This window comes from Pantoea sp. X-Soil-YNGN-775 (assembly GCF_059730575.1).
The window spans coordinates 1384759-1402076 of the sequence record NZ_AP035945.1 but is presented as its reverse complement, the minus strand read 5'-3'; the positions used below and the strand labels follow the sequence as shown (position 1 = coordinate 1402076).

11 protein-coding genes are annotated in these 17318 nt (G+C 53.9%); 5 read left to right on the top strand and 6 right to left on the bottom strand.

Annotated elements, in window-relative coordinates:
- Positions 1-172 precede the first annotated feature (172 nt).
- The 4 genes from ycaO to pflA all read left to right on the top strand — a co-directional run bounded on the left by ycaO (position 173) and on the right by pflA (position 6428).
- Positions 173-1936: a 30S ribosomal protein S12 methylthiotransferase accessory factor YcaO gene (gene ycaO / locus AC6I8I_RS06535; protein ID WP_312052745.1), complete on the top strand. Its 1764-nt coding sequence runs from the start codon at positions 173-175 to the stop codon at positions 1934-1936.
- A 369-nt stretch (positions 1937-2305) separates the two neighbouring features.
- On the top strand, positions 2306-3166 hold the full coding sequence (focA, locus tag AC6I8I_RS06530; protein WP_279809371.1) for a formate transporter FocA: 861 nt from the start codon (positions 2306-2308) through the stop codon (positions 3164-3166).
- 71 nt (positions 3167-3237) lie between these two features.
- Positions 3238-5520 (top strand): formate C-acetyltransferase, encoded by a 2283-nt coding sequence (gene pflB / locus AC6I8I_RS06525; protein ID WP_312052749.1) that lies wholly within the window; start codon positions 3238-3240, stop codon positions 5518-5520.
- 167 nt (positions 5521-5687) lie between these two features.
- Positions 5688-6428, top strand: coding sequence for a pyruvate formate lyase 1-activating protein (pflA, locus tag AC6I8I_RS06520; RefSeq protein ID WP_312052750.1), 741 nt, complete (start codon positions 5688-5690; stop codon positions 6426-6428).
- 55 nt (positions 6429-6483) lie between these two features.
- Here the strand turns inward: pflA and AC6I8I_RS06515 are convergent, their stop codons facing one another.
- The 6 genes from AC6I8I_RS06515 to lrp all read right to left on the bottom strand — a co-directional run bounded on the left by AC6I8I_RS06515 (position 6484) and on the right by lrp (position 15744).
- The gene (locus tag AC6I8I_RS06515; RefSeq protein WP_312052751.1) at positions 6484-7635 is read right to left on the bottom strand and encodes an MFS transporter; all 1152 of its coding nucleotides are present in this window, start codon (positions 7633-7635) and stop codon (positions 6484-6486) included.
- A gap of 318 nt (positions 7636-7953) precedes the next feature.
- Complete coding sequence (gene serS / locus AC6I8I_RS06510; RefSeq protein ID WP_312052753.1) at positions 7954-9246, bottom strand: serine--tRNA ligase; 1293 nt, start codon at positions 9244-9246, stop codon at positions 7954-7956.
- Between the two features lie 93 nt (positions 9247-9339).
- Entirely contained in the window at positions 9340-10683 is a 1344-nt protein-coding gene (locus tag AC6I8I_RS06505; RefSeq protein WP_497828452.1) for a replication-associated recombination protein A, read from the bottom strand.
- Between the two features lie 7 nt (positions 10684-10690).
- Positions 10691-11302, bottom strand: coding sequence for an outer membrane lipoprotein periplasmic chaperone LolA (lolA, locus tag AC6I8I_RS06500; RefSeq protein WP_031376650.1), 612 nt, complete (start codon positions 11300-11302; stop codon positions 10691-10693).
- Between the two features lie 181 nt (positions 11303-11483).
- Positions 11484-15131 (bottom strand): DNA translocase FtsK 4TM domain-containing protein, encoded by a 3648-nt coding sequence (locus tag AC6I8I_RS06495; protein WP_497828451.1) that lies wholly within the window; start codon positions 15129-15131, stop codon positions 11484-11486.
- Between the two features lie 118 nt (positions 15132-15249).
- Complete coding sequence (gene lrp / locus AC6I8I_RS06490; protein WP_006118610.1) at positions 15250-15744, bottom strand: leucine-responsive transcriptional regulator Lrp; 495 nt, start codon at positions 15742-15744, stop codon at positions 15250-15252.
- A 522-nt stretch (positions 15745-16266) separates the two neighbouring features.
- Between lrp and trxB the strand changes: the two genes are divergently transcribed.
- The gene (trxB, locus tag AC6I8I_RS06485; RefSeq protein ID WP_312052760.1) at positions 16267-17235 is read left to right on the top strand and encodes a thioredoxin-disulfide reductase; all 969 of its coding nucleotides are present in this window, start codon (positions 16267-16269) and stop codon (positions 17233-17235) included.
- The last annotated feature ends 83 nt before the right edge of the window (positions 17236-17318 follow it).

Sequence of the window (17318 nt, the reverse complement as noted above, 5' to 3'; positions counted from 1 at the left end):
CAGCACGAAATTTTGTGAGGCTTCGTCCAGCCTGCCGGTTTACCGTTTGGCCTGACTGGCGAGAAGGTGAAAACTAGGCCGGTAAATTTATCCTGCCTTGATAGCGGATCGTCAGCAAAATCCGTATCATTGCGCGCTTTACGCACCCTATGACAACTGAGAGAGCGGCACTATGACGCAAACATTTATCCCGGGCAAAGATGCCGCGCTGGAAGACTCCATTACCCGTTTCCAGAATAAACTTCAGGACCTTGGCTTTAATATTGAAGAAGCCTCCTGGCTGAATCCTGTTCCCCATGTCTGGTCTGTGCATATTCGTGACCGCGATTGCCCGCTCTGCTTCACTAACGGCAAAGGCGCCAGCAAAAAAGCGGCGCTGGCCTCCGCGCTGGGCGAATATTTTGAACGCCTCTCAACCAACTATTTCTTTGCCGATTTCTGGTTAGGGAAAAGTATCGCCAACGGCGACTTCGTTCACTATCCCAATGAAAAATGGTTTGCGCTGCCGGCTGATGAATCACTGCCAGAGGGCATTCTTGATCCGCGTCTGCGGGCTTTTTATGACCCGGATAATGCGCTGACGGCAGCAGAGTTGATTGATCTGCAGTCCGGCAATGTCGAGCGCGGCATCTGCGCGCTGCCTTTCACCCGTCAGTCAGATCAGCAAACCGTCTACATTCCGATGAACATTATCGGCAACCTTTACGTTTCTAACGGTATGTCAGCCGGCAACACCGCCAATGAAGCGCGGGTTCAGGGACTGTCAGAAGTGTTTGAGCGCTACATTAAAAACCGCATCATTGCCGAAGCGATTAGCCTGCCGGCGATCCCGGATGCCGTTATGCAGCGCTATCCCGATGTGGTTGAAGCGATTGCGCGGCTGGAAGCCGAAGGGTTCCCCATTTTTGCTTATGACGCCTCGCTGGGCGGCAAATACCCGGTCATCTGCGTGGTGTTGTTCAATCCGGCCAACGGCACCTGTTTCGCTTCATTCGGTGCCCACCCTGATTTTGGTGTGGCGCTGGAGCGCACCGTCACCGAATTATTGCAGGGCCGCAGCCTTAAAGATCTGGACGTGTTCACCCCGCCGACCTTTGATGATGAGGAAGTGGCAGAACACGCGAACCTTGAAACGCACTTCATTGACTCAAGTGGCCTGATCTCCTGGGATCTGTTCAAAGAGACCGCAGACTATCCATTTGTCGACTGGACGTTTGCCGGTACCACTGAGCAGGAATTTGCCACGCTGATGGCGATTTTCGCCGCTGAAGATCAGGAAGTTTATATTGCTGATTACGAGCACCTGGGCGTGTACGCCTGCCGCATTATTGTGCCTGGCATGTCAGACATCTATCCGGCGGAAGATTTATTGCTCGCAAATAACAGCATGGGCGCTGGTATGCGTGAAACCTTACTGGCCCTGCCTGACAGTAACTGGAATCCTGAAGAGTATCTGGATCTGATTGGGCAGCTTGATGATGAGGGCTTTGATGACTTTACCCGCGTGCGCGAACTGCTGGGTCTGGCGACCGGTAAAGATAATGGCTGGTACACGCTGCGCATTGGCGAACTAAAAGCGATGCTGGCGATGGCGGGCGGCGATCTTGAGCAGGCGTTGATCTGGACCGAATGGACGATGGAGTTCAACAGTTCAATCTTTACCCCGGAACGTGCCAACTATTATCGTTGCCTGCAAACCTTGCTGTTACTGGCAATGGAAGACGAGCGTGATCCCCTGCAATATCATCATGCGTTTGTACGTATGTATGGCACTGAGGCGATGGAAGCTGCTTCAGCAGCCATCAGCGGTGAGAGTCCGTTCTACGGACTTCAGGCGGTTGATCAGGAGCTGAAAGCATTCCCGGCTCATCAGTCTCTGCTTGCGGCCTATGAAAAGCTGCAAGCGGCCAAACGTCGTTACTGGCAAAGCGCGTAATTACCCGTTGCTGAACGGTAAATGACGCCTGACGCCCTGCTACCAGGCTGGCCTGATGGCAGGGCGTTATTTTTTATGAAACATTAGCGTCATTAAAATTATTTAGCGTCTCAACACTTCATTATCCTTAACATATCAGACAATAATAAATAACATTAGCCGCGCGTAAAAACTGCACAGAATTTTTATACTAAAATATATTTGTATTTTTAAAATTTATTTATTTTAAATAATTCAATCATTTATAGAATATTATTTACTGCAGTCGGGCACGCATCGTCAGCTGCTCCGGCAAACATGATCCAAATCAATTACTGACCTATACTCCTTTGTTAGTATTTTTTCAGACAACTTATGGAGTAAGTTAGTGTGAAAGCTGACAACCCTTTTAATCTGTTACTACCGGCCGAGATGGCGAAAGTTGCTGAAGATGCAGGTATATACAAAGCAACTAAACATCCTTTTACCACCTTCTTTCTGGCGATAAACGCCGGCGTATTTATCTCCATTGCCTTTGTTTTTTATATCACAGCAACCACCGGTACCGCCGCAATGCCATATGGCATCGCCAAACTGATCGGTGGCATCTGTTTCTCTCTGGGTTTAATGCTGGTAGTGGTGTGTGGCGCCGACCTCTTTACCTCTACCGTTTTGATTGTGGTGGCCAAAGCCAGCGGACGCATCAGCTGGTCTCAACTGGCCCGCAACTGGATAAACGTCTATCTCGGTAACCTGGCAGGCGCGCTCTTCTTCGTCGGACTGATGTGGTTTGCCGGCGAGTACATGGTGGCGAATGGTGCCTGGGGACTAAACGTCCTGCAAACCGCTGACCACAAAATGCATCACACGTTTATTGAAGCGATGTGTCTGGGTATCCTGGCGAATTTGCTGGTCTGCCTGGCCGTCTGGATGAGTTATTCAGGCCGGACTCTCACCGATAAGCTGGTAGTGATGATCTTTCCTGTGGGGATGTTTGTCGCCAGTGGCTTTGAGCACAGCATTGCCAATATGTTTCTCATCCCTTTTGCCATTGTGATTCGCGACTTCGCAAGCCCTGAGTTCTGGCAGGCTACCGGCGCTACCGCTGCACAGTTCCAGTCGCTCACAGTCAGCAACTTTATTTTTGACAACCTGATTCCCGTCACCCTCGGCAATATTATCGGCGGCGGTGTACTGGTCGGGTTGACCTACTGGATCATCTATCTCCGTAACGGTGACCAGTCACATTAAACGCATTTTTGACGGCGCAATATGTTCACTGCGCCCGACCGTAAAGTCTCCTCATATAAGGCAGGTATATTATGACCGAACTTAATGCAAAACTGGCTTCAGCCTGGGAAGGATTTGCTGAAGGTGAATGGCAGAATAGCGTCAATGTGCGCGACTTCATCCAGAAAAACTACACACCGTATGAAGGTGATGAGTCTTTCCTGGCGGGTCCGACCGAAGCGACCACCAAATTATGGGAAAGCGTGCTCGAAGGCATTAAAATTGAGAACCGCACCCACGCGCCGGTAGATTTCGATACCGACCTGGCGTCAACCATTACTTCGCATGACGCTGGCTACATCATTAAGCCGCTGGAAAAAATCGTTGGTCTGCAGACCGAAGCCCCTTTAAAACGCGCCATTATTCCTTATGGCGGCATTAAAATGGTCGAAGGCTCATGCAAAGTTTATGGCCGTGAACTTGACCCGTCGCTGAAAAAAATCTTTACCGAATACCGTAAAACGCATAATCAGGGTGTGTTCGACGTTTATACCCCGGATATTCTGCGCTGCCGTAAATCAGGTATCCTGACCGGTCTGCCTGATGCTTACGGTCGTGGCCGCATCATCGGTGACTATCGCCGTGTGGCTTTATACGGTATCGACTATCTGATGGCGGACAAATACGCCCAGTTTGCTTCTTTACAAAGTGACCTGGAAAATGGCGTTAATCTGGAAGCCACTATCCGTCTGCGTGAAGAAATTTCCGATCAGCATCGTGCTCTGGGCCAGATTAAAGAGATGGCAGCCAAATATGGCCATGACATTTCAGGTCCGGCAACCAACGCTATGGAAGCGGTACAGTGGACTTACTACGGCTACCTGGCTGCGGTTAAATCACAGAACGGCGCCGCAATGTCGTTTGGTCGCGTCTCTACCTTCCTGGATATCTACATCGAACGTGACCTGAAAGCCGGTAAACTGACCGAAGAGCAGGCGCAGGAGTTGATTGACCACCTGGTAATGAAACTGCGTATGGTCCGTTTCCTGCGCACACCGGAATATGACGAACTGTTCTCTGGTGATCCAATCTGGGCAACCGAATCACTGGCAGGTATGGGCGTTGATGGCCGTACGCTGGTATCGAAAAGCACCTTCCGCTTCCTGAATACCCTTTACACCATGGGTCCTTCACCAGAGCCGAACATGACCATTCTGTGGTCTGAAAAACTGCCTATTAACTTCAAAAAATATGCAGCGAAAGTCTCCATAGATACCTCATCATTGCAGTATGAAAATGATGACCTGATGCGTCCGGATTTCGATAATGATGACTACGCCATCGCCTGCTGCGTCAGCCCGATGATCGTCGGCAAACAAATGCAGTTCTTCGGTGCGCGTGCCAACCTGGCGAAAACCCTGCTATACGCAATCAACGGCGGCGTTGATGAAAAAATGAAAATGCAGGTTGGACCGAAAGAAGACAAAATTACCGATGACGTGCTGGATTTCGACACCGTTATGGCGCGTATGGACCACTTCATGGACTGGCTGGCTAAACAGTATGTGACGTCGCTGAACATCATCCACTACATGCATGACAAGTACAGCTACGAAGCCGCACTGATGGCGCTGCATGACCGTGATGTTTATCGCACCATGGCCTGTGGTATTGCCGGTCTGTCGGTGGCAGCGGATTCACTGTCAGCCATTAAATATGCCAAAGTGAAACCGGTTCGTGATGAAGATGGTCTGGCGATTGACTTTGATATTGAAGGCGAATATCCGCAGTTTGGTAACAACGATCCGCGCGTTGATGACCTGGCCTGCGATCTGGTTGAGCGCTTCATGAAGAAAATTCAGCAGCTCAACACTTACCGCCATGCCGTTCCGACCCAGTCTGTTCTGACCATTACGTCTAACGTGGTTTACGGTAAGAAAACCGGTAACACTCCAGATGGTCGTCGTGCTGGCGCGCCATTCGGACCCGGTGCGAACCCAATGCACGGCCGCGATCAGAAAGGTGCGGTAGCGTCACTGACCTCGGTGGCTAAACTGCCGTTTGCCTACGCAAAAGATGGTATCTCTTACACCTTCTCGATTGTGCCAAACGCGCTGGGTAAAGATGATAACGTGCGTAAAGCTAACCTTGCCGGCCTGATGGATGGTTACTTCCATCATGAAGCCAGCATTGAAGGCGGTCAGCATCTTAACGTCAACGTGATGAACCGTGAAATGCTGCTGGACGCCATGGAGCATCCAGAGAACTATCCACAGCTGACCATCCGTGTTTCCGGTTACGCTGTACGCTTCAACTCGCTGACTAAAGAACAGCAGCAGGATGTGATTACCCGTACGTTTACGCAGTCACTGTAAACAACGCGCTATCCTGAATATAAAAAGGCTCCGCAAGGAGCCTTTTATTCAAAAGTCTGTTCTGATGGTGATCTCAGCCACGGTCACGACCAGAATCGATTTCCTGCCCTGAGCGCAACAGAGATTGCGCCGTCTGTCCCGGCAGACTCACTGGAGAATACATCGCAATGTCAGTCAACGGTCGTATCCACTCGTTCGAATCCTGCGGTACCGTCGATGGTCCCGGCATCCGTTTCATCACCTTCTTCCAGGGCTGCCTGATGCGCTGCCTCTACTGTCACAATCGTGACACCTGGGATACTCACGGAGGTAAAGAGATCAGCGTCGAGGCGTTGATGGCGGATGTCCTCTCTTATCGTCATTTTATGAACGCGTCAGGCGGCGGCGTCACGGCGTCAGGCGGTGAGGCAATACTTCAGGCTGAATTCGTGCGCGACTGGTTCCGCGCCTGTAAAGCTGAAGGCATTCACACCTGTCTTGATACCAACGGCTTTGTCCGCCGCTACGATCCGGTTATTGATGAGTTGCTTGAGGTCACCGATTTAGTGATGCTCGACCTCAAACAGATGAATGATGAGATCCACCAGATTCTGGTCGGCGTATCGAATCATCGCACGCTGGAATTTGCCCGCTACCTGCAGAAAAAAGGTAAGCGGACCTGGATTCGTTATGTGGTAGTGCCCGGCTATTCCGACGATGATGATAGCGTGCATCGGCTGGGTGAATTTACCCGTGATATGGAAAACGTTGAGAAGATTGAACTGTTGCCGTACCACGAACTGGGCAAGCATAAATGGATTGCGATGGGTGAAGAGTACAAGCTGGATGGCATAAAACCGCCGACTAAAGAGACGATGGAGCGGGTTAAAAATATTCTCGCCAGCTATGGTCACGAAGTAATGTACTGATTAGCCAGATAACAAGAGAAAGGGAGCCGGTGGCTCCCTTTTTAATGTCCTGCCCTCAGGCATGCGCCACCGGTGTGGCATGATGATTCGCTTTACGCAGCAGCATCACCAGATAGATCAATGCCACCGCCGCAATCATCACAAACAGCAGCCGGTCAGAGTAATTTTGCATCAGCATTGAGGTCATACCCGGCCCCACCAGACTGCCAACGGTATAGCTCATCAGCAACGCCTGATTCATTGCCACCAGTTCATGGTGCGCCACCGTTTCGCAGGCCCAGGACATCGCCACCGGATAGAGCGTAAAACCAGCCAGCCCCAGCACAAACAGTGCCGGTGCCATCGCGGCGTTGGTCAGCATCGCCATCGCACCCAGAATCACCACAAATACCTGCACCCGTAATACCAGCATGCGGCCAAAGCGGTCAGCCAGCCGGCCAATGGGCCACTGACCGACGATACCAGCACTTACCAGCAGCGCCATCCAGTAACCTACATTGGCATCGCTCATGCCCTGGTGCGACAAATAGAGAGGCATCAGGCCGTAAAGCGAACCCAGCACGATGCCTGAGATGATGCAGCCATTGATGCCTAAGCGCGAACTGCGACGACGCAACATAGGCCAGATGCGTCCTGGTGCCGCTTCAGGCGGTTCACTGCTGGCGGAAACACGGGTGAAGACCAGCGGCAATACCGCGCAAAACACCAGGCTGGTTACCCACGGGATCACGCTTAGCAATTCTGTCGACAGCTTACTGACCAGCAGTTGACCGGCCACGGTGCCGAGATAGTAGACAATCATATAGGCCGCCAGTAACTGGCCGCGATTTCGCACCGTGCCGCTGCACAGCAAGGCGCTCTCCACCACTACCCACATCAGCGCACAACCGACGCCAGCGATAAATCGCAGTGAACTCCACGCCCAGAAGCCCTCCATCATCGCCAGACAGATGGTCGCCACGGCAAACAGGCCGGTGGCGAGATAGTAGCTTCGGTTGAACCCGTACTGCCTGATTAACCAGCCAGCCAGCACTGTGCCCGCGAGGTTACCGGTGTAATAGGATGAACTGACGATACCCACTTGCCATGTAGTCAGTAAGTCATGGGTCAGCCACAGCGGAACCAATGTGTTAAGCACGGCGATCGAGACGGTCATTAACAGCAGGCCGCAAAGCAGCAATATCACGGGGCGTGACCAGGTTGACATAGGGGACAGGAACCAAAGCAAATGAAGGAAATTGCGCGCAGTTTGCCACTGGCTTTTTTAAAGTCAATGGGCAGAAATTTGGCGCAGCACATTTTGCTGCGTCACAATTTAATTTACTAATCTTCAGTGGGTTACAAACAGACTAAGCGGCAGAGCCACAAATGCTATCTCTCTGAAAAACAGGATTTTTAACCCATTCAGCTGCACTGATATCGATAACGTTTATTTGTGATAAGTTCCTAAGAAGAACTAACCCTGCGCAGGGATAAAAGACATAAAAAAACCCGGCCGAAGCCGGGTCTGCTATTCAGTGCGGGCTTAGCCGATAATCTCAACACCGTTCATGTACGGACGTAAAACCTCAGGCACCACGATGCGGCCATCCTGCTGCTGATAGTTTTCCAGCACCGCCACCAGCGTACGACCCACTGCCAGGCCTGAGCCATTCAGGGTATGAACCAGACGCGGTTTCTTATCCTGCTTGCTGCGGCAGCGCGCTTGCATACGCCGCGCCTGGAAATCGCCCATGTTGGAGCATGAGGAGATCTCGCGGTAGGTATTCTGAGCCGGTAACCAGACTTCCAGATCGTAGGTTTTAGTCGATCCAAAGCCCATATCGCCGGTACAGAGTAAAACCTTACGGTAAGGCAGGTTCAGCAGCTGCAGAACTTTCTCGGCGTGGCCGACCAGCTCTTCCAGCGCATCCATTGACTGTTCCGGCGTTACGATCTGCACCATCTCGACTTTATCGAACTGATGCATACGGATCAGGCCGCGAGTGTCACGGCCATAAGAACCGGCTTCAGAACGGAAGCAGGGAGTATGCGCAGTCAGCTTAACCGGCAGGCTCTCCTCTTCAAGAATCTCGTCACGCGCCAGGTTGGTCAGCGGGACTTCCGCCGTCGGGATCAGTGCATAGTGGCTGCTGTCTGATTCCTCTTCCAGCGGACGGGTATGGAACAGATCTTCACCGAACTTCGGCAACTGACCGGTACCGTACAGCGTTTCATGGTTGACCAGGTAAGGCACGTAGGTTTCGAGATAACCGTGCTGCTCAGTGTGCAGGTCGATCATGAACTGACTCAGGGCGCGATGCAGACGCGCGATCTGGCCCTGCATCACCACAAAGCGTGAACCGGTCAGCTTCACGGCGGCCGCAAAATCAAGCCCTTTCGCCGCTTCACCCAGCTCAACGTGATCTTTTACCTCGAAGTCGAACTGGCGCGGTTCGCCCCAGCGGCTGACTTCCTGGTTTTCGCTGTCATCTTTACCCAACGGCACTTCATCCGCTGGAATGTTAGGCAGCGCCAGCGCAAAGTCACGAATTTGATTCTGCAGTTCATCCAGTTCTGCTTTAGCGGCATCCAGGCGTTCGCCCAGCGCATTCACTTCCTGACGCAGTGGCTCGATGTCTTCCCCACGGGCTTTGGCCTGGCCGATGGATTTGGATCGTGCATTGCGCTCCGCCTGCAGGTTTTCTGTTTCGACCTGCAAGACTTTACGACGCTCTTCAAGCGTACGCAGCGTTTCCACATCCAGTTTAAATCCCCGGCGTGCCAGTTTTTCTGCGACTGCGTCTGGCTCGTTACGCAGCAGATTGGGATCGAGCATGCTTATCCTGTGTATTTAAAAGTTGATTGAAAGAAGGGGCGCATTCCAGCGGAATGCGTTGAAATCCTTGACCACATTACCGTAACGTCTGTTTCAGCGGTAGCGTTTTGTCGGGCTATTTTGATCCTGCTCAGCCAGCCAGCTTAGCTTTTCACCAATCTTACCTTCGAGTCCACGCTGAGTAGGGACGTAATAGCGCGCCTGCGCCATTTCAGGTGGGAAGTAGACTTCGCCCGCCGCGTAGGCGTTCGCCTCGTCATGGGCATAGCGGTACTCTTTGCCCAGGCCCATCTCTTTCATCAGTTTGGTCGGAGCGTTACGCAGGTGTTCCGGCACGTCATAATCAGGCTGGTCGCGAGCATCACGCATGGCTGCTTTAAACGCGGTATAGACTGCGTTGCTTTTCGGTGCGCAGGCCAGATAGACGATCGCCTGAGCAATGGCGCGCTCCCCTTCCGCCGGGCCAACGCGGGTAAAACAGTCCCAGGCCGCAATCGCCACCTGCATGCCGCGCGGATCGGCATTGCCGACATCTTCAGAGGCAATCGCCAGCAGACGCCGTGCCACGTACAACGGATCGCCGCCAGCGGTGATAATCCGTGCGTACCAGTAAAGTGCAGCGTCCGGCGCAGAGCCGCGTACTGATTTATGCAGCGCCGAAATCAGATCGTAAAAGCGGTCGCCTTTGTTATCGAAGCGTGCTGAACGTTCGCCCGACACCTCATTCAGCAGTTGCGGCGTCAGTTCGCGCTGACCCGACGCGTTGGTTTCGGCCATGTCGGCCATCATCTCCAGCGTATTCAGCGCTCGACGTGCATCGCCATTGACCAGTTCAGCGATCATCCGGCGGGTATTCTCTGGCAGCACAATGTCGCTATTGCCGTAGCCACGCGTTTTATCCTGCATCGCCTGATCCAGCACCTGCTCGATATCGTCGTGGGTCAGCGATTTCAACAGATAGACCCTGGCACGCGACAACAACGCTGAGTTCAGCTCAAACGAGGGATTCTCGGTGGTGGCACCGATAAAGGTGATGGTGCCATCTTCGATATGCGGTAAAAATGCATCCTGCTGGCTTTTGTTGAAGCGATGTACCTCATCAACGAACAGAATGGTGCGTCGCCCGACCTGTTTGCTCTGGCGGGCACGCTCAATGGCTTCACGAATCTCTTTGACGCCGGAGGTCACCGCCGAAATGCGCTCCACATCGGCATCGCCATAATGCGCAATAATTTCAGCCAGCGTGGTCTTGCCGGTCCCGGGTGGCCCCCACAGAATCATCGAGTGCAGATGGCCTGCTTCAATGGCACGCGGCAACGGCTTTCCGGCACCCAGCAGATGCTGCTGACCAATGTACTGTTTCAACGTTTCTGGCCGCATACGCGCGGCCAGAGGTTTGAAATTTTCAGTGGAAAAATCCAGGGACAGGTTACTCACTGTGACCTCACTGACGTTGATCGTCCACCGTTACGCCTTTAGGCGGAGTGAACGTAAATTTATCCGGGCTGATCGCGCCATTCTGCTGGCTTTTCAGCTGGTAATCGCTGCGCTGACCATCCTGTTCAATGGCGCTGAAGCGGTTAATGGTTCCGCCTGGCGTTACCTGAATAGTGAACTGTTTCAGGTTGCCGTCGCTGTTTTTCGGCGTCAGCTCGAAGTTGTCGCCCTGCTGTTTGATGTTGTACTGCTTCCAGTCATTAGACTGATTGCGGGCAATCAACATAAACGGGGTATTGCTGGTCGCATTCTGCAGCAGGCTGACGGTCGCCTGTTCAACAAAAGGATTGTAGAACCACAGCGATTTGCCGTCGGAAATGATGATGCTTTCATCCGGGGCGGTCATGTGCCAGTTAAACAGGCTGGGACGTTTTACCCACAGCTCGCCTTCCCCATCCTGCACGTTAGCACCGCTGCTGTCGGTCACTTTTTGAGTAAAACTGGCGTGGAAGCTGCTGACCTTGTTCAGGCGCTGTTGCAGATCACTGGAAGCATCAGCCAGGACGCTGGCTGAAGAAAAGGTGGCCAGCAGGCCAAGAGCGATTACGCGTAATTTCATCTGCTTCAATTCCTTATTTAAACGTTCCCATGAATAGCTGCATTAAGCCTGGTCGCCATTCCGCCATCAGAACAGGAGAATAAACCGAAAGCTCACTCAGATATGGGGTTATACCGCGTAAAAACAATGAGCCAGTCAGAACTGGCTCATTGATTAATGTTGCAAAACGTATCGTCACACGTCACATATCGTGCGGCGGTGGCGACAGTACTTCACGGTTACCATTGTGTCCCGGTGCAGAGACAATGCCCTGCGCTTCCATCTGTTCAATGATACGTGCGGCCCGGTTATAGCCGATGCGGAACTGACGCTGAACGCCGGAGATAGAGGCGCGACGTTTGTCGACCACAAAACCCACCGCCTGATCAAACAGCGGATCAAGCTCTTCATCACTGTCGATGCCGCCGCCGCCTTCGCTCTCTTCACCCGCGGTGATACTTTCAATGTATTGCGGACGACCGCGCGCTTTCCAGTCCTGAACCACAGCATGCACTTCCTGATCCCGGACAAACGCGCCGTGAACACGGACAGGCATAGACGAGTTTGGCGGCATGTAAAGCATGTCACCCATACCGAGTAACGATTCCGCGCCGCCCTGGTCGAGGATAGTACGGGAGTCAATTTTGCTCGACACGGTAAAGGCAATACGCGTCGGGATGTTGGCTTTAATCAGACCGGTAATCACATCCACCGAAGGACGCTGCGTCGCCAGTACCAGGTGAATACCGGCGGCACGGGCTTTCTGCGCCAGTCGGGCAATCAGCTCTTCAACTTTTTTCCCGACCGCCATCATCAGGTCAGCAAACTCATCGACCATCACCACGATGTAAGGCAGTTTTTCCAGCACCGGCGGCGTCATGTCCATACTGTCACCCGGTTTCCAGAACGGATCGGGGATAGGACGGCCCATCGCTTCGGCCTGCTCAACTTTTTCGTTGTAACCGGCCAGGTTACGCACGCCCAGCGCCGACATCAGCTTATAGCGACGTTCCATTTCACCGACACTCCAGCGCAGCGCATTGGCGGCGTCTTTCATGTCCGTAACCACTTCAGTCAGCAGATGCGGGATGCCTTCATAGACTGACAGCTCCAGCATTTTCGGGTCGATCATGATGAAGCGGACTTCTTCCGGCGTGGCTTTATACAGCATGCTGATAATCATGGCGTTAACGCCGACTGACTTACCGGAACCGGTGGTACCGGCGACCAGCAGGTGTGGCATTTTCGCCAGATCGGCCACCACCGGCTGACCCGCAATGTCTTTACCCAGCACCACCGCCAGCGGTGAAGGATTGTCGCGGAACTTAGGACAGTCCAGTACTTCTCGCAGGTAAACTGTCTGGCGATGCTTATTCGGCAATTCCAGACCGACATAAGGTTTACCCGGGATCACTTCCACTACACGCACCGCCACGGTGGAGAGTGAACGGGCCAGGTCCCGCGACAGGTTGGAGATACGCGCGGCTTTAACGCCCGGCGCTAAGTCCAGTTCGAAGCGGGTAATCACCGGGCCAGGTGAAATGCCAACCACTTCTGCTTTGACCCGGTAATCGCCTAAGCGCGACTCAACCAGTCGGGCGGTCTGTTCCAGAGAGAACATATCGACCGGCTCTTCCTCTTCTGGCGGTGCGGTCAGCAGATCCAGCGAAGGCAGAGGAGTAGATGGTTTCTCCAGCGGCTGTTCGTGACGCATCAGGAACGGATGGATCAGACTTTCATGCAGCGTCGGCTTAGCCTCTTCAACCGGCGCGGCGGCCGGCGAAGTATATGCGGCTGGCTGTGGAGCCGTCGGTGACGCTGTGTGCGGCTGCGGTGCGGCAGGTGCCGTATAGGCGGACTGCTCTGGCGCGGCGGGTGCAAAAGCGCCCGGTGCTGGCGTCTGTGCGGCTGCCGGTGAGGCATAGTACGGCGACGGCGTCGCAGCCGATGCGGTATAGGCAGACTGCTGCGGCGCGGCAGGTGCGGTATAGGCAGACTGCTGCGGCGCAGCAGGTGCCGGCACCTGCGCGGCTGACTGAGGCGTTGAAACCTCACGCGTCTGCTGCCATGGCTCATGCGAGGCGGCAGGTGCTTCCGGTTCCGGGGTGGCGGCTATCGTAAACAGCGGCTCGACCGGCCCCTCGTCGACCAGATCTTTCATCGGTGAGAAGTCAAAAGCAGACGCCGTATCCAGATTAAATAGCGGGGCCTCTTTTTTCACTTCCGGCTCATACCGTTGCTGTTGCTGTTCGGCGAACTGGCGAGCCAGCGCGGCCTGCTGCTGCGCCTCCTGCTCATCTTCGTCGTCCTGCTGCCAGCCAGTGCCATAACGCTGCTGCTGTTCAGACTGGAATGCCTGACGCAGTTCAGCCTGCTGCATCGCCTCTTCCGCTTCCGCTTCTAAAGGTGCAGCCGAAACACTCTCTTCGGTTTTCGCTTTCTCTTCCGCCATCCGCTGAGAGGGCAATTTAATGCCATACGAGGCCAGCTCGCGTCGGGTGGGCAGTTTTACCGGATTCGGACGCGGCAGTGCCGGACCGATGCCCTGCTTAACCTGCGGATTGAGGGTGGCTTCAGGCGCCAGATCGAACACTGGCGCGCTGCGCGTCGCCGCCTCAGCAGCCGTGGCAGCCGTGGCAGCCGTGGCTACGGCTGCGGTCGGTGCGGCAGGTATGGATGGCGTATCACGCCAGTTACCCATCTTAGGTTCATTATCGTCATCAGCGTTGAACGACGATGAAGCGGGCGCTTCATCTGGCATTTCAAAGCGATATAACGGCGGATTCTCCGCTGGCGCGTGATGCGCAGACGTACCGGCTGCGGCGAATGCAGACTCAGTAGCGTGACTGGCTACCGGTGCAGCGCTTTGCGGTGCCGTATAGGCCGGAGAAGCAGCTGGCTGCGAGACAGGTGCAGAGGCTACGGGCGCAGGTGATGCCGCAGACGTTGCTGGCGCTGGGGACGTTGCAGACGTGGCTGGTGCAGAGACTGCCGCTGGGGCGATCTCCCCTTCTGCCGCTTGCGTGGTGGCCGCTACGGCCGCGCTGGTCGCCGCAGCAGCTTTCGCCAGCAGCGGATCCTGCTGAGAAAGTTCCGCCCCGGCAGCCGCACTGCGCGGTGCCGAGAGCAACACATCGTCATCATCGTCAGGGTCAGCAGCACGCAGCAGCGGCGCGTCAGTATGCTCGCGCGCTTCCGGTTCATCCTCTTCTTCCTGCCAGGGTTCATCGTGGCGCGACCGGTTACTGGCAAACGTCAGCACGCCCATCACCACGCCACCAATTTTTTCGGCGATAGCCAGCCATGACCAGCCGGTATAGAGCGTAATGCCGGCCGCCCAGACGCAGAGTAAGGCCAGCGTGCCGCCCGCCGGGCTAAACCACGGGGCAATCGCATTACTCACCAGGCTGCCGATCACGCCGCCTGAGGCGAAATACCAGATGTCATCTGCATTCAACGCCGCCATACCGCAGGTGGTGACCACCAGCGCCAGCACGCCGATCAGACGCAAGCCAACGGCGAAATAGTCAAAATAGTCCTGGTTATCGCGCTGACGGAACGCAATCCAGCACAGGCCGAGGATCACCGGAGGAATGGCGTAGGCCATCACACCAAAGATGAAAAGTAAGGTGTCAGCCAGCCAGGCGCCAACGCTGCCGCCAATGTTGTGAATGGGTTCATGCCAGGCCGTTTGCGACCAGCTCGGGTCGGAAGGGTTAAAACTGACCAGAGAAACCATCAGGTAGATGGCAAAAAGCGCCACCAGGATGAGCAACGCTTCCAGCAGACGACGTCCACTGCTCAGCGATTGTAACGAAACGTCTTTATCTTCTGTGTATTCCTGGCTCAAGAGAACTCTCCAGGTGCCTGTAAAGTAAGAAGCAACAGCGTCGGGCTAGCCCGACGCTGGTCCTGTATGAATTCACAGGAGTGTACCGAAATCTCACAGGTTTTGCACCTGCCCCGCATTAGCGAGTTTTGATTACCAGCCGATTGCTTTGTTTAACCTCTTCCATCACCACGTAGGTCCGCGTGTCGTTTACGCCTGGCAGGCGCAGCAGGGTTTCACCCAGCAGTTTACGGTAAGCGGACATATCAGGTACGCGCGTTTTCAGCAGGTAGTCGAAATCGCCAGAAACGAGGTGACACTCTTGAGTTTCCTCAAGTTTTTGTACAGCGGCGTTAAATTGCTCAAACACATCGGGCGCACCACGATTCAGAGTAATCTCAACAAACACCAGCAGTGAAGCATCAAGATAATGTGGGTTTAACTGCGCGGTATAGCCAAGGATAAAACCCTGACGTTCGAGACGACGCACACGCTCAAGACATGGCGTAGGCGATAATCCTACGCGTTTGGAAAGTTCCACGTTTGAAATGCGACCATCTTTCTGAAGTTCATTCAGAATATTCCTGTCAATTCTGTCGAGGTCTTTCCCGGGGCGTTTCTTATTGTCTACCATTATTATTGTCTCTCTTAATTCCTTCCCTTTACCTGCCACGCCCTGAAAACGCTCATTGTTCGGGGCATTTCTGAAGTGAACTAACCGAGCCTGTGCGCTTTCACACTCATCCGTATGACGCATGTTGTCTGTCCACATCATGCGTCATTACCAATATCAGGCTGCATTTATTCGGTGTTGTGTGCAAAACAGGAGAGGAAACCCTGTTTTGTCCCGATTAATGTTATTCGCTTCTGATAATGTTTTCGCAAAAGCGCAGGCGATTGTCAAAGTAAAATGTCCAAATTCAGTACAAGATGCCAGACAGACCGCTGGGTATCTGTTTTTAAATGAGTATTTTTGAACTGCTGCACCAGCAAAAACCGATTTTTGCCCCCTTTTGGCGCAGCAGGCAGGCGAAAAGCGGACTCATCGTCTACGCCGTTTGCAGCTATCGTTAACAAAATTGCCTAAGCCTTGTCATTGCCGCTGGATATTCCCTACAATCGCAGGCTATGTCAGCCGAATGAAACTGAGGAACGCATGAGTACGGCCAAACACAGTAAGCTACTCATTCTGGGCTCCGGTCCAGCGGGTTATACCGCAGCCGTTTATGCTGCACGCGCCAACCTGAATCCGGTATTGATCACCGGCCTGGAAAAAGGCGGACAGCTGACCACCACCACCGAGGTGGAAAACTGGCCGGGTGACCCGCACGATCTGACAGGTCCATCGCTGATGGAACGCATGCATGAGCACGCCGAAAAATTCAATACTGAGATCATTTTCGACCATATCCACACGGTCGATCTACAGAATCGTCCGTTCCGCCTGACCGGCGACAGCGGTGAATACACTGCCGATGCGCTGATCATTGCGACCGGCGCCTCCGCCCGCTACCTTGGCCTGCCGTCGGAAGAGGCGTTTAAAGGCAAAGGGGTTTCCGCTTGCGCCACCTGCGATGGCTTCTTCTATCGCAACCAAAAAGTGGCGGTGATCGGCGGCGGTAACACCGCGGTGGAAGAGGCGCTTTATCTCGCTAACATCGCGGCGGAAGTGCACCTGATCCATCGTCGTGACAGTTTCCGGGCAGAGAAGATCCTGATTGATCGCCTGATGGAAAAAGTCCGCAACGGCAATATCGTGCTGCACACCCATCGTACACTGGAAGAAGTGGTAGGCGATCAGATGGGCGTTACCGGCCTGACGTTACGTTCAACCCTGAACAGTGAAGAGACCGAAGCCCTGGAGGTCGCAGGCCTGTTCGTGGCAATCGGCCACAGCCCGAATACCGCCATCTTTGACGGTCAGCTTGAACTGGAAAATGGTTACATCAAAGTTCAGTCTGGCCTGCACGGTAATGCGACCCAGACCAGCATTCCTGGGGTGTTTGCCGCGGGTGATGTCATGGACCATATCTATCGCCAGGCGATTACGTCTGCCGGCACCGGCTGTATGGCTGCGTTAGATGCTGAACGTTTCCTTGACGGGCTGGTTAAAAACGATAAGTAAGTTGTTAACCCTCTGATCTCAAATGTTCCGGGCGACTGTTTTTCAGTCGCCTTTTTTATTGCCCGCATGCTAGATTCTTGCGC

What these genes read in the sequence shown, in the direction of transcription:
- ycaO (WP_312052745.1), top strand. Translation starts at nt 173, where the DNA reads ATGACGCAAACATTTATCCCGGGCAAAGATGCCGCGCTGGAAGACTCC.
- pflB (WP_312052749.1), top strand. Translation starts at nt 3,238, where the DNA reads ATGACCGAACTTAATGCAAAACTGGCTTCAGCCTGGGAAGGATTTGCT.
- pflA (WP_312052750.1), top strand. Translation starts at nt 5,688, where the DNA reads ATGTCAGTCAACGGTCGTATCCACTCGTTCGAATCCTGCGGTACCGTC.
- AC6I8I_RS06515 (WP_312052751.1), bottom strand. Translation starts at nt 7,635, where the DNA reads ATGTCAACCTGGTCACGCCCCGTGATATTGCTGCTTTGCGGCCTGCTG.
- serS (WP_312052753.1), bottom strand. Translation starts at nt 9,246, where the DNA reads ATGCTCGATCCCAATCTGCTGCGTAACGAGCCAGACGCAGTCGCAGAA.
- lolA (WP_031376650.1), bottom strand. Translation starts at nt 11,302, where the DNA reads ATGAAATTACGCGTAATCGCTCTTGGCCTGCTGGCCACCTTTTCTTCA.
- lrp (WP_006118610.1), bottom strand. Translation starts at nt 15,744, where the DNA reads ATGGTAGACAATAAGAAACGCCCCGGGAAAGACCTCGACAGAATTGAC.
- trxB (WP_312052760.1), top strand. Translation starts at nt 16,267, where the DNA reads ATGAGTACGGCCAAACACAGTAAGCTACTCATTCTGGGCTCCGGTCCA.